At 53.8% G+C, this 12,753-nt stretch carries 12 protein-coding genes; 10 read left to right on the forward strand and 2 right to left on the reverse strand.

The window, feature by feature from the left end; all coding sequences use genetic code 11:
* Window positions 1-16: 16 nt before the first annotated feature.
* A complete protein-coding gene (locus CG67_RS12650; protein WP_025903310.1) occupies window positions 17-1,216 on the forward strand; it encodes an arabinose transporter in 1,200 nt (399 codons plus the stop codon).
* Window positions 1,217-1,267: 51 nt separating this feature from the next.
* Here the strand turns inward: CG67_RS12650 and flk are convergent, their stop codons facing one another.
* Together flk and CG67_RS12660 are read right to left on the reverse strand one after the other, a co-directional pair.
* Window positions 1,268-2,290 (reverse strand): flagella biosynthesis regulator Flk, encoded by a 1,023-nt coding sequence (gene flk, locus CG67_RS12655; RefSeq protein WP_025903311.1) that lies wholly within the window; start codon window positions 2,288-2,290, stop codon window positions 1,268-1,270.
* Window positions 2,291-2,434: 144 nt separating this feature from the next.
* Window positions 2,435-3,316 (reverse strand): DMT family transporter, encoded by an 882-nt coding sequence (locus CG67_RS12660; RefSeq protein WP_025903312.1) that lies wholly within the window; start codon window positions 3,314-3,316, stop codon window positions 2,435-2,437.
* 202 nt (window positions 3,317-3,518) lie between these two features.
* Between CG67_RS12660 and pdxB the strand changes: the two genes are divergently transcribed.
* The 9 genes from pdxB (at window position 3,519) to purF (ending at window position 12,722) form a co-directional block, all read left to right on the forward strand.
* A complete protein-coding gene (pdxB, locus tag CG67_RS12665; RefSeq protein ID WP_025903313.1) occupies window positions 3,519-4,655 on the forward strand; it encodes a 4-phosphoerythronate dehydrogenase PdxB in 1,137 nt (378 codons plus the stop codon).
* A gap of 76 nt (window positions 4,656-4,731) precedes the next feature.
* The gene (locus CG67_RS12670; RefSeq protein ID WP_025903314.1) at window positions 4,732-5,739 is read left to right on the forward strand and encodes an aspartate-semialdehyde dehydrogenase; all 1,008 of its coding nucleotides are present in this window, start codon (window positions 4,732-4,734) and stop codon (window positions 5,737-5,739) included.
* Between the two features lie 2 nt (window positions 5,740-5,741).
* Complete coding sequence (gene truA / locus CG67_RS12675) at window positions 5,742-6,569, forward strand: tRNA pseudouridine(38-40) synthase TruA (protein ID WP_025903315.1); 828 nt, start codon at window positions 5,742-5,744, stop codon at window positions 6,567-6,569.
* Window positions 6,570-6,575: 6 nt separating this feature from the next.
* Window positions 6,576-7,232, forward strand: coding sequence for a DedA family protein (locus CG67_RS12680; protein WP_025903316.1), 657 nt, complete (start codon window positions 6,576-6,578; stop codon window positions 7,230-7,232).
* Window positions 7,233-7,383: 151 nt separating this feature from the next.
* Window positions 7,384-8,295 (forward strand): acetyl-CoA carboxylase, carboxyltransferase subunit beta, encoded by a 912-nt coding sequence (accD, locus tag CG67_RS12685; RefSeq protein WP_025903317.1) that lies wholly within the window; start codon window positions 7,384-7,386, stop codon window positions 8,293-8,295.
* A gap of 66 nt (window positions 8,296-8,361) precedes the next feature.
* Window positions 8,362-9,630 carry a bifunctional tetrahydrofolate synthase/dihydrofolate synthase gene (gene folC / locus CG67_RS12690; protein WP_025903318.1) on the forward strand — a complete coding sequence of 423 codons (1,269 nt, stop codon included), beginning with the start codon at window positions 8,362-8,364 and terminating at the stop codon, window positions 9,628-9,630.
* On the forward strand, window positions 9,620-10,468 hold the full coding sequence (locus CG67_RS12695) for an SPOR domain-containing protein (RefSeq protein ID WP_025903319.1): 849 nt from the start codon (window positions 9,620-9,622) through the stop codon (window positions 10,466-10,468). Before folC ends, CG67_RS12695 begins: the two co-directional genes overlap by 11 nt.
* A gap of 211 nt (window positions 10,469-10,679) precedes the next feature.
* Window positions 10,680-11,168 carry a colicin V production protein gene (gene cvpA, locus CG67_RS12700; RefSeq protein WP_025903320.1) on the forward strand — a complete coding sequence of 163 codons (489 nt, stop codon included), beginning with the start codon at window positions 10,680-10,682 and terminating at the stop codon, window positions 11,166-11,168.
* Between the two features lie 36 nt (window positions 11,169-11,204).
* Entirely contained in the window at window positions 11,205-12,722 is a 1,518-nt protein-coding gene (purF, locus tag CG67_RS12705; RefSeq protein WP_025903321.1) for an amidophosphoribosyltransferase, read from the forward strand.
* The last annotated feature ends 31 nt before the right edge of the window (window positions 12,723-12,753 follow it).

Below are 12,753 nucleotides of genomic sequence, written 5' to 3' on the forward strand. Positions count from 1 at the left end.
CACCGGAGTTTTACTTATGACTGAACCCGCATCCCCGTCTGCAGAGGCGACGCCCGGGACGTTCCCTGTTGCACTCACTTCATTTTCGGTTTTTCTCACCTATCTGACCGCCGGACTGGCCCTGCCTGTGATCCCGTTGTATGTTCATCAGCAACTGGGGATGAATGATTTCATGGTCGGGCTGGCCGTCGGTATTCAGTTTTTTGCCACCTTACTGACCCGGGGTTTCGCGGGTATCAGAGCCGATCAGCACGGTGCGAAACGAACCACCTTATCGGGCATGGTGGTGATTATTTTTGTCGGTGTTGCCTATCTCTGTTCGGCGTGCTTATCCGGAATGCTGTTTATGCAGTTCGGGTTATTACTGCTCGGCCGGGTGTTACTCGGTTTCGGTGAAAGCCTGCTCTTTACCGGTAACCTGACCTGGGGACTGGGCCTGATTGGCCCGAAGCGTTCGGGAATTGTAATGTCCTGGAATGGCATGGCTATTTATGGTGCGCTGGCTGCCGGGGCACCGGTAGGATTACTGATCCAGCATCATTATGGTTTTACCGGGGTCAGTGCAGCCGCCATCTGTTGTCCTGTACTGGCATTACTCTGCAGCAGTCGTGTCCGTGCGGTGCCTGCGACACCGGGTCAGCGGATCCCGCTGTTCAGTGTAATAAAACAGGTACTGACACCGGGCGCGGTGCTGGCACTACAGGGTGTCGGTTTTGCGGTGATCGGGGCTTTTACCTCACTCTATTTTGCGGAACGTCACTGGGGGAATGCCGGTTATACGCTGACCGTCTTCGGGCTGGCTTATGTGGTCATCCGGCTTATTTTTGGCAAGCTTCCCGATAAAATTGGCGGTGTACGGGTTTCTGTTATCTCGTTGCTGGCAGAAGCTGCCGGGCTGTTATTACTGGCTTTCGGGCGTCAGGAGTGGATGGCATTTACCGGCGCGGCATTGACCGGCTGCGGATGTTCACTGATCTTTCCGGCTATGGGCGTGGAAGTCGTAAAAAGTGTGGATGCACGGGTCAGAGGGACGGCACTCGGTTGCTTCTCCGCGTTTCAGGATATCGCCTATGGGGTAAGCGGTCCGCTGGCCGGATTACTGGCCAGTGGCTTTGGTTATAGCTCTGTGTATCTTGCCGGTGCCGTGGCCGCGTTAACGGGGCTGGCTATCAGTGTCCGGTTGTTGTTTCATCCCATAACTTCCCGTAACACCTGACAAGCCCGCAGAATTTCAGCCCGTTGCAGACGCGGGGGGTGAGTGTGGTTGTTAAAACAACCACACTGCCAGAGCCACAAAGACAGCCAGCACTATCAGCCACCCGATAAGCGGTATGCGTGAGCTGGCGGCAGAGGAAGAGGGCGTTATGGCCGTTGCATTTTCCGGACGCGGTCTGAGATCTGTTTCCTTACGGGCTCCCTGTCTCAGCGTTTCAGCCCGGAAACGAAACAGTTGATGTAAAATATCTTCGGCCCGCACAAGGGTCAGTGGCTGTGACGGGGAAAGTGTTTTTCCACCGTCGTGCTGAAGATACCTGATTTCTTCCTCTGTCGGTGGTTGTTTTAATGATGCCAGTAACGCCTGCAAAGTGAACGGGGTTGTTTGCGTACTCAGGGTAATACGAGCCGTCAGATACTGTGTCAGCAGCGGATAGTAGCGTGACGGGATCGGGTCGCCATTTTTCAGCGACACCAGGCTGAAGATGTTTTGCCAGACCGAGGCAGGGGTCCCGCCGCCGGAGATAGTCAGCCGGATCACCTGTTGCTGTAAGTTCTGATGTTCTGCCGGCAGAAGAGTCCTGTCTGTCACACGAAGCTGCTGCGGTTGCGGGATATCCATCTGTCCGTTCTGCAGCATAGTCAGCACCTGTTGCAGCTGAGGACGGGTCAGCGAACTCAGTACAGTCTGACCAAATTGCTGACGGATAAAGTCACTGACGGCCTGGCGGTTATTGCCCCGGGGTAACAGCGCCGTCAGTTGCTGTAACAGCAGGCGTACCGAGTGACTGTTTTGTTCCTGCGTCAGTTTCTCTGACAGCCAGTGTTCGGCAACCGGATAATGACTGGCGAGTAATTCGCTATCGTTGCTGACTCCGGCCTGATGGCGTATACCTGCCCAAAGCTCCGCAGATTTCAGCGAGCTGATAGCCATGATTTTAACAATAATGCGTTCCAGCGTCGTCCGCTGCGCCGATGTTAGCGGGGCAGAGGCAACGGAAGGAGATGTATTTTTCGGATGAACAGACGAATTTCTGTCACCCGAGACCTCAGAAGGGCCGCGGAGTGGTTGCATGACAAACATTCCAGCAAAAGAGAATTCAGGCCGGGGTAAGCCGGAGTGGATCTGACTATGATACCAATCCCCCCGTGAAATCCCAAGCAATAAGGGGGGATTATTGGTTAAACACGCCGCAGTCGTCGTGATCCCGCGCGGGAATTACCGGCGGGCGCGCGAAAGAGGTGTCCGTAGCCGCTGGGCCAGAATGACTCCAATCAGCGTCAGCCCGCCACCAATCCAGTGCCAGCTATGCATCTTTTCGTGCAGAAAAAGAATAGCAATAATGGCGGTAAAGACCGGTGACAGGTTAAGGAAAATGCTGGCAGTGTTGGCCCCCAGTCTCATGACGCCCTGGATCCACAGGTACGGCGCAAGAATCGAGGCCGGGATCGCGGCATATAAGACCAGAGGGATATTTTTCGGGGTCAGGGCGATGTCCGGCGTCAGCAGGAAACCCGGCAATAATAAAATAATGGCGAAAATGATCTGCACATACAGGCTCTGCCACTGAGGCAGCGCCATGGCCCAGCGTTTGGTCAGCACACCGTAAAGGGCATAGGCTGCAGCCGCTATCACCATCATCAGTTCACCGCTGCCTAACCCCTGATGAAGGAGTTGCAGAGGATGACCGGCACTGATAAGCCAGCTCAGCCCGACAAACGACAGCACTGTACCGATAACAATCCCCACCGTCGGTGCCAGCCGTAGAATAAACAGACTGAAAATAACCGTCATCAGCGGGATGCTGGCGACCATAATGCCGATAAACAGCGCGCTGACCGTCCGTGCCGCAAAATAGGCCAGGCTCTGGTACAGCACCATGCCCAGTGCGCCCAGGATAAGCAGCCGCCAGCGGTTACGCCATAAGGCGTGCCGGTTACGGATAACCCCGGGCAGCACAAAAGGGCTCAGTACCAGCAGTGCTATACTCCAGCGGTAAAAAGAGATGGCCTCCGGGGTGATCAGCCCGACCGTCAGTTTACTGACGACGGAGTTGATGGCCCAAATCAGCACCGCTCCCAGCGGGAAAAGAAAGTTCATAGCAGTTCCTTCAACAACATACTCTGCGCTACCTGACACCGTAACGCCTGCGGGGGGGTTATTCAGGGAGGATATCCCGGGCAATTAAGATGACTGAGCTGGCGGCGCATAGCAAGCGCAAATCTGAAAGAATCGACGGATGTTTTCCCTCCGGGTTTATGCCAGAATAACCGGATATTTCCGGTGGAACAGGACAAGTGCAGTGAAAATTGTTGTCGATGAAAATATGCCGTATGCCCGTGAATTATTCAGTCAGCTGGCAGACGTTGAAAGTGCGCCAGGCCGCTCACTTTCCTCTGAACAACTGACCACAGCCGATGGACTGATGGTGCGCTCCATCACCCGGGTGGATCAGGCACTGCTGGAAAATACGGCGGTACGTTTTGTCGGTACGGCAACGGCCGGAATGGATCATCTGAATACGGCTGATCTGCAGGCTGCCGGCGTTGCTTACTCGGCTGCCCCCGGGTGTAACGCCATTGCCGTGGTCGAGTATGTTTTCTCTGCATTGCTGGCCCTGGCTGAGCGTGATGGCTTCCTGCTGACGGACCGGACGGTCGGTATCGTCGGTGCAGGGAATGTCGGCGGCAGACTGCAACGCCGTTTCGAAGCGCTGGGGATCAAAACACTGATTTGTGATCCACCGCGGGCGGATCGCGGTGAGTCAGGCGAATTTCATTCACTGGAAACCCTGGTGCGTGAAGCCGATGTCCTGACCTTTCACACGCCGCTCTATAAAGAAGGCCCGTATAAAACATGGCATCTTGCGGATCAGACCCTGCTGGAGGCCCTGAATCCCGGCACTATTCTGATCAACGCCTGTCGTGGCCCGGTGGTGGATAACGCGGCGCTGTTAACGGTACTGAACCAGCGGAATGACCTCTCTGTGGTTCTGGATGTCTGGGAGCCGGAACCGGAACTCTCTTTACCTCTGCTGGCGAAGACTGACATTGCCACGGCCCATATTGCCGGGTATACCCTGGAAGGCAAAGCCCGCGGCACCACGCAGGTATTCGAGGCCTGGTCAGCGTTTATTGGTCAGCCCCGTCAGGTTTCACTGTCTGAGTTGTTACCCGCGCCGGATATCGGGCAAATCACCCTGAACGGCGAGTGCTCTCAGGCAATGCTAAAACGTCTGGCCCATCTGGTGTATGATGTGCGCCGTGATGACGCACTACTGCGTGCTGTGGCCGGTCAGGCCGGGGAATTTGACCGTTTGCGTAAGCACTATCAGGAGCGACGTGAATGGTCTTCGTTGCAGGTGGACTGTGATACGGCAGCCACGGCCGAAAAACTGCAGCAGCTTGGCTTCACCGCAAAATTTACCGGTACCTGCTGATTTCTCAGCGGTGACCATAATCTGTTCAGGCGGTGTGTGACACCGCTTTCTTTTTTGTTTTCTGGAGTAAACCCACATGTCTGACGGCTGGAATATCGCGCTTTTAGGAGCAACCGGTGCAGTAGGAAGCGCTGTACTGGAGTTGCTGACGGAGCGTCAGTTCCCGGTTGGCGAACTATTTTTATTAGCCAGCGAAAGCAGTGCCGGAGAAACGGTGCGTGTTGATAATAAAAATCATCGGGTGAGTGATGCGGCTGATTTTGACTGGTCGCAGGCTCAGCTGGCTTTCTTCGTGGCCGGGACAGAAGCTTCTGCCCGTTATGCTGAACTGGCGGCAAATGCCGGCTGTCTGGTCATCGACAGCAGTCCGCTGTTTGCACTCTCCCCGGATGTCCCTTTGGTGATTGCGGATGTTAACCCGCACGTACTGGCGGATTACCGTAACCGTAACATTGTGTCGGTGGCCGACAGTCTGGTCAGCCAGTTGTTATGTGCCATTAAACCGCTGGCGGATACTGCCGGCCTGGGACGCCTGCAGGTGACAACGCTGATTTCTGCCTCTGCTCACGGTAAAGCCGCCGTGGATGGCCTGGCCGGGGAGAGTGCCCGTCTGCTGAACGGTATTCCGCCGGAGGAGCACTATTTTGGCCGCCAGCTGGCCTTTAACCTGTTACCTCTGGTGCCGGATGAGCAGGGCAGTGTTGCCGTGAACCGCCGTATGGTCGACCAGATCCGCAAAATTCTGCAGGACGAAGGGTTACCGGTGTCGGTCAGTGCTATTCAGGCGCCGGTTTTCTACGGCAATGCTCAGAGTGTGCTGATGGAAACCTTGCGTCCCTACTCGGCCGATGAGGCACGTAACGACCTGGCGATGAACAGCGATATCGCACTGAGCGATGAAGGGGACTACCCGACCCCGGTCGCGGATGCCAGCGGCAATGGCCAGCTTTGCATCGGTGCCGTCCATAATGACTACGGTATCCCGGAGCAATTACAGTTCTGGTCCGTCGCCGATAATGTCCGCTTCGGTGGGGCATTGATGGCGGTGAAAGTGGCTGAACGTCTGGTGCAGGAGTATCTGTAAGCATGTCTGAAGTTAAGACACAAAAACTGGCACTGGGTATTGAGTACGATGGCAGCCGTTATTACGGCTGGCAACGTCAGCCGGAGGTTCGCAGTGTTCAGGGTGCGCTGGAAAAAGCCTTATCTAAGGTGGCCGACCATGAGGTCAATGTGTTCTGTGCCGGACGTACCGATGCCGGTGTGCATGGCACGGGACAGGTTGTTCATTTTGAAACCACGGTTCAGCGGGCCGATAGCGCCTGGACGCTGGGAGTGAATGCGAATCTGCCGAAAGATATTGCAGTGCGCTGGGTGAAAAGCGTTTCAGAGGATTTTCATGCCCGGTTCAGTGCGACCGCCAGACGCTATCGCTACATTATTTTTAACCAGCGTCTGCGTCCTGCCATCCTCGGGCAGGGGATAACGCATTTCTATCATCCGCTGGATGCAGCATCGATGCATCGTGCAGCGCAAAGTCTGCTGGGAGAAAATGACTTTACGTCTTTTCGCGCAGTGCATTGCCAGTCAAAAACCCCCTGGAGAAATATTCACCATGTGCATGTCTGGCGTCAGGGCGCGTTTGTGATCGTCGACATCAAAGCCAATGCCTTTGTTCACCATATGGTGCGTAATATTGTAGGCAGTCTGATGGAAGTGGGGTGCGGTAATCAGCCGGAGTCCTGGATGGCTGATTTGCTGGCGGCGAGAGATCGTAAACTGGCGGCGGCTACGGCCAGAGCGGAAGGTTTATACCTGGTTGCGGTGGATTATCCCCCTGAGTTCGCCTTACCCGAGCCGGAGCCCGGTCCGTTGTTTCTGATGCAGGATCAGATGACATTTCAGAAGGATTAACACGTCATGGAATATATCCATCTTATTATCGATTTCATCCTGCACATTGACGTGCATCTGGCGCAGCTGGTGGCGGAATATGGCACATGGATTTATGCCATTCTGTTTCTGATTATTTTCTGTGAAACCGGGCTGGTGGTCACACCTTTCCTGCCGGGCGACTCGTTATTGTTTGTGGGCGGCGCGCTGGCGGCATTACCGGGAAATGAGTTGAATATCCATCTGCTGACACTGGTGATGGTGGTGGCAGCCATTGCCGGCGATGCGGTTAACTATACAATAGGTCGTCTGTTTGGCGATAAGTTATTCAGTCGTCCGCAGTCTAAGATCTTCCGCCGCAGCTACCTGGAGAAAACCCACGGTTTCTACGAGAAGCATGGCGGAAAAACGATTATACTGGCACGTTTCATCCCGATCATCCGTACCTTTGCGCCTTTCGTCGCCGGTATGGGGAAAATGTCTTATCGTCGTTTCGGGATGTTTAATATTGCCGGGGCACTGGCGTGGGTACTGCTGTTCAGCTATGCCGGTTATCTTTTTGGCGATCTGCCGGTCGTACAGAAAAATCTCAATCTGTTGATTGTGGCGATTATCGTCGTTTCTGTGCTGCCCGGACTGATCGAATTCTGGCGGCAACGCCGACAGGCAGTGCGGAAGAACTAGTTTTTTCTGCAGGCCCGGGACACGTCCGCCAGATTTTTATCCACAGTCTCGACAGGTTGTGGTTTAATGGGCGTCATTTAGCGGCTGTTGAATAAAAATTCAGCAGGAACAATACAACTGGAAAACCCAGGTTCAAACAGAAAGGTCATCAATGAGCTGGATTGAACGAATTCTTAGTAAGAATAATGTAACCCCGACGCGTAAAGCGAGTATTCCTGAAGGGGTCTGGACAAAATGTGATAGTTGCGACCAGGTGCTGTACCGTGCAGAACTGGAGCGTAACCTGGAAGTCTGTCCGAAATGTGATCACCATATGCGTATGCATGCCCGTGATCGTCTGACCTCCTTTATGGATCAGGATACCCTGGTCGAGCTGGGCAGCGAACTGGAACCAAAAGATGTTCTGAAGTTCCGCGACTCAAAAAAATATAAAGACCGTTTACTGGCAGCGCAGAAGAGCACCGGCGAGAAAGATGCACTGGTGGTCATGAAAGGTGAACTGCACGGTATGCCTGTCGTTGCCGCTGCATTTGAGTTCGCTTTTATGGGCGGCTCAATGGGGTCTGTGGTCGGCGCACGTTTTATTCGTGGTGTTGAGCAGGCTCTGGAAGACAACTGTCCGTTTATCTGCTTCTCTGCCAGCGGCGGGGCGCGTATGCAGGAAGCGCTGATGTCACTGATGCAAATGGCGAAAACCAGTGCAGCACTGGCAAAAATGCGTGAACGCGGATTGCCTTATATTTCGGTACTGACCGACCCGACCATGGGCGGTGTATCGGCAAGCTTTGCGATGCTGGGTGACCTGAATATCGCTGAGCCGAAAGCACTGATCGGTTTTGCCGGTCCGCGTGTTATCGAACAGACGGTCCGCGAGAAACTGCCACCGGGCTTCCAGCGCAGTGAGTTTCTGATCGAAAAAGGGGCGATTGATATGATTGTCCGTCGCCCGAATATGCGCTTTAAGCTGGCAAGTTTACTGGCAAAAATGATGAATCTGCCGGCACCACTTCATGAAACCCATCAGTCGGATGTAAAGACTGAAGCGGAACATGACGAGGCCTGACAGGTATGAAAAAGACGCTTTTATAGCGTCTTTTACCTATGCACCGTAATAACATCAACGGGACACATGGAAAATCTTCATCTACCTCAAGCCACGTCGCCCCTTGCCACGTGGCTTACTTATCTCGAAAATCTGCACAGCCAGGCCATCGACTTAGGGCTTGAGCGTGTGCGTCGTGTTGCGACTCAACTGAACCTGTTGAGACCGGCCCCCTTTGTTTTTACCGTCGCCGGGACCAATGGTAAAGGGACAACCTGCCGGACACTTGAAGCCTTGCTTATTGCTGCGGGTTATCGTGTCGGGGTCTACAGTTCACCCCATCTGGTCCGATACACTGAACGGGTTCGTATACAGTCACAGGAACTGAGTGAAGCGGAGCATACGCAGAGCTTCTCGATCATCGAACAGGGGCGCGGGGATACGTCGCTGACGTATTTCGAATACAGCACCTTGTCTGCATTACAGTTGTTCCGCCAGGCGGATCTGGATGTGGTGATCCTGGAAGTCGGGCTGGGTGGCAGGCTGGATGCAACCAATATCGTTGATGCGGATGTGGCGGTGATCACCAGTATTGCGCTCGACCATACTGACTGGCTGGGGCCGGATCGTGAAAGCATTGGTCGTGAGAAAGCCGGCGTTTTCCGCAGCGGTAAACCAGCGGTCGTCGGTGAACCTGATATGCCTGCATCGATTGGCCGGGTCGCGGCGGATAAAGGCGCGATACTGCTGCAACGTAATCAGCAGTGGTCTTATCAGGCGGATGCACAGGCCTGGGACTTCCGTGATATTCAGGGTGAACTTCGCAGGTTACCTCTGCCCCGGGTACCGCTCCCGAATGCAGCGACCGCCCTTGCAGCCTTGCGGGTGTCCGGTTTGCAGGTCAGCGAAGCCTGTATTCGTGAAAATCTGCCTGAGATTATCCTTCCCGGGCGTTTCCAGACCGTCAGTGAATCTCCGCGGGTGATCCTGGATGTGGCACACAACCCACATGCCGCCGCATTTCTGGCCTCGCAGCTTGCCACACTGGCACGAAGAGGAAAAGTCAGAGCCGTGGTCGGTATGCTGCACGATAAAGACATCGCCGGTACGCTGGCCGAACTCCGTCCTCAGGTCGATTACTGGTACTGTGCGCCGCTCGAAGGCCCGCGGGGAGCGAGTGCTGAGGAACTGGTGGCCCATTTGCCGCAGGCAGAACGTTTTGCTACGGTGGAAGAAGCGTGGAAAGCGGCACAACAGCAGGCCGATGCTCAGGACATTATTCTGGTTTGTGGTTCCTTCCATACGGTAGCTCATGTGATGACGTCTGTCTCAGGGGAGAAGGGAAGTGGCGAGTAAATTTCAGAATCGTTTAGTCGGAACGGTTATTCTGGTCGCGATCGGTGTCATTGTCTTACCGGGATTGCTGGACGGTAAGAAAAAACATTACAAAGAAGAGTTCGCGGCCATTCCCCTGGTGCCTAAGCCTGGTGATCAACAGGACAATGACCTGGTGCCGCCGGTCACTCAACCGCTGGCCGCAGCTCCGGCGGCGTCAACCGCAGCAGGGGATGCAAGTACGGCTGCCCATGCCGGGACCGTGACCCCCGACAACGGTAGCGGAGAAGATGCTCCGGTAACACCGCACAGTCAGCCCCCGATCACAGCCTCTTCAACGGCAGCCAACCCCTCGGCTTCATCGCAGGCTGAGAAACTCCGGCAACAACAGGAGCGACAGGAGCAACTGGAGCAGCAACAGGCTGAGCGTCAGAAGCAGGCACAGTTAGCCCGTCAACAGCAGGCTGAAGAACGTGCCCGTCAGCAGGCGACTGAGGCTGCCGCTAAGGCAAAGGCAAAGCAGATACAGGAAGAGCGTGAGCGTGAAAGGGCGTTACAGGCACTGAATGATCAGTCTTCGGCGCCACAGCCTCAGAGTAAACCGGAAACGCCGTCAGGGCAGGCCTGGGTGATTCAATTGGGGGCATTGAAGAATGCTGCCAGAGTCAGTGAAATTGTGGCACAGCTACGCAGTGCCGGGTTCAGGGCTTATTCTCTGCCGGCTGAGCCGGTTCAGGGAGAAATCAACCGCATTCTGGTCGGTCCGGACAGTTCGAAAAGTCATTTGCAGTCTCAGGTGGCTGAACTGAAGAGTAAAACCGGCCTGAGCGGTGTGATACGGCCGTATTCTGCCCGCTGAACCTGCCCCCGGAAACGGGGGACAGGTCTTGCTCATTGAATTGTTATATAATTCATACAGATAAATATTTTTAATGTCGGGGTAATGAATAAAAAATTTCATTCCCCTTTTTTTCTGTCGTCCGGGAAAACGCTACGCAAACGTTTTCTTTTTCTGTTAAAATGCGCCGCGAACAGATGACAGAAAGGATCATAGTGCGCCGGAAACATTCATGAACTGGATTGATTACGTCATTATAGGGATTATCGGATTCTCAGCGTTTGTGAGTCTGATCAGGGGCTTTGTCCGTGAAGCTTTATCTTTAGTCACCTGGGGATGTGCGTTTTTTGTAGCGAGTCATTATTTTTCCTATCTGGCCGTCTGGTTTACCGGGTTTGCAGAACCCATGGTACGAAATGGTGTAGCAATAGCCGTACTGTTTATTGCGACGCTAATTGTCGGGGCCATTGTTAATTATGTGATTGGAACGCTTGTGGAAAAAACCGGCTTGTCCGGGACTGACCGGGTGCTGGGTGTTTGTTTTGGCGCATTAAGGGGCGTGCTGATCGTTTCGGCTATCCTCTTTTTCCTGGATACATTCACCGGGTTTTCCAAAAGCACAGACTGGACACAGTCACAATTGATCCCTCAGTTCAGCTACATCATCAGATGGTTTTTTGATTATTTACAGAGCACGTCGAGTTTTTTACCCCGGTCATAAGGTCGGGGGGATGCGGCTTAATGAGGAAATGACACCATGTGCGGTATTGTCGGTATCACCGGATTTCTGCCGGTTAACCAGTCTATTTATGATGCTTTAACTGTATTACAGCATCGCGGTCAGGATGCAGCAGGTATCTGTACTATCGATAGCATGAATTGCTTCCGCCTGCGCAAAGCAAACGGACTGGTGAGCGATGTGTTTGAAGCACGTCATATGCAGCGCCTACAGGGAAACATGGGAATTGGCCATGTTCGTTACCCGACAGCAGGTAGCTCAAGTGCCTCTGAAGCCCAGCCTTTTTATGTAAACTCCCCTTACGGTATTACACTGGCGCATAACGGTAACCTGACTAACGCACATGAACTGCGTTCCCGTCTGTTTGAGCACGGTCGTCGCCATGTCAATACCACCTCAGATTCTGAGGTGCTGCTGAACATTTTTGCCCAGGAACTGGACCGTTTTCAGGATTACCCGCTGTCTGCAGACAATATCTTTGCGGCGGTAGAGTCCTTACACAAGCAGGTGCGGGGTGCCTATGCGGTCGTTTCCATGATCATCGGACACGGCATGGTCGCGTTCCGCGATCCGAACGGTATCCGTCCGCTGGTATTAGGAAAACGTGTTCTGCCGGATCAGCGCGTTGAATATATGGTGGCTTCCGAAAGCGTGGCACTGGATACCCTGGGCTTTGAGTTTATCCGTGATGTCGCCCCGGGTGAAGCGGTCTATATCACCGAAAAAGGGCAACTTTCTACCCGCCAGTGTGCCGAAAATCCGAAGTGTAATCCGTGCCTGTTTGAATATGTTTATTTTGCCCGTCCGGATTCCTTCCTGGATAAAATTTCTGTTTACAGTGCCCGTGTGCGTATGGGGACGAAACTGGGCGAAAAAATTGCCCGGGAATGGGAAGATTTGGATATCGATGTGGTGATCCCCATCCCGGAAACCTCGACCGATGTGGCACTGGAAATTGCCCGTATCCTTGATAAGCCTTATCGTCAGGGGTTTGTGAAAAACCGCTATGTGGGCCGGACATTTATTATGCCCGGACAGCAGATGCGCCGCAGTGCGGTCCGCCGTAAGCTCAACGCTAACCGTGCCGAATTCCGTGATAAAAACGTGTTACTGGTCGATGATTCGATTGTACGCGGCACGACTTCTGAGCAGATTATCGAAATGGCACGTGAAGCCGGCGCGAAGAAAGTTTATCTGGCCTCTGCAGCGCCTGAAGTACGGTTCCCGAATGTCTATGGTATCGACATGCCCAGTGTCACGGAGCTGATTGCTCACGGACGGGAAGTGGATGAAATTTGTCAGCTGATTAAAGCGGATGCGTTAATTTTCCAGGATCTTAACGATCTGGTCGCGGCCGTGCGGGAAGAAAACCCGGAAATCACGCAATTCGACTGTTCGGTGTTTGACGGTATCTATGTGACTAAAGACGTGGATCAGGCCTATCTGGATTATCTGCAATCGTTACGTAATGACGACGCGATGGCGATTGCCCGGCAGACTGAAGCCGAAAATCTGGAACTGCATAACGAAGGTTAATGACCGGCGTTGTCAGAGAAAAGAACAGGGC

Origin of the sequence: Tatumella sp. UCD-D_suzukii (assembly GCF_000611875.2) — a bacterium.
Taxonomy (GTDB): domain Bacteria; phylum Pseudomonadota; class Gammaproteobacteria; order Enterobacterales; family Enterobacteriaceae; genus Tatumella; species Tatumella ptyseos.

Bases quoted from the DNA above. Each gene is read 5' to 3' on its own strand.
- CG67_RS12680 (WP_025903316.1), top strand. From the start codon at position 6,576: ATGGAATATATCCATCTTATTATCGATTTCATCCTGCACATTGACGTG.
- truA (WP_025903315.1), top strand. From the start codon at position 5,742: ATGTCTGAAGTTAAGACACAAAAACTGGCACTGGGTATTGAGTACGAT.
- accD (WP_025903317.1), top strand. From the start codon at position 7,384: ATGAGCTGGATTGAACGAATTCTTAGTAAGAATAATGTAACCCCGACG.
- CG67_RS12660 (WP_025903312.1), bottom strand. From the start codon at position 3,316: ATGAACTTTCTTTTCCCGCTGGGAGCGGTGCTGATTTGGGCCATCAAC.
- cvpA (WP_025903320.1), top strand. From the start codon at position 10,680: ATGAACTGGATTGATTACGTCATTATAGGGATTATCGGATTCTCAGCG.
- CG67_RS12670 (WP_025903314.1), top strand. From the start codon at position 4,732: ATGTCTGACGGCTGGAATATCGCGCTTTTAGGAGCAACCGGTGCAGTA.
- folC (WP_025903318.1), top strand. From the start codon at position 8,362: ATGGAAAATCTTCATCTACCTCAAGCCACGTCGCCCCTTGCCACGTGG.
- purF (WP_025903321.1), top strand. From the start codon at position 11,205: ATGTGCGGTATTGTCGGTATCACCGGATTTCTGCCGGTTAACCAGTCT.
- flk (WP_025903311.1), bottom strand. From the start codon at position 2,290: ATGCAACCACTCCGCGGCCCTTCTGAGGTCTCGGGTGACAGAAATTCG.
- CG67_RS12650 (WP_025903310.1), top strand. From the start codon at position 17: ATGACTGAACCCGCATCCCCGTCTGCAGAGGCGACGCCCGGGACGTTC.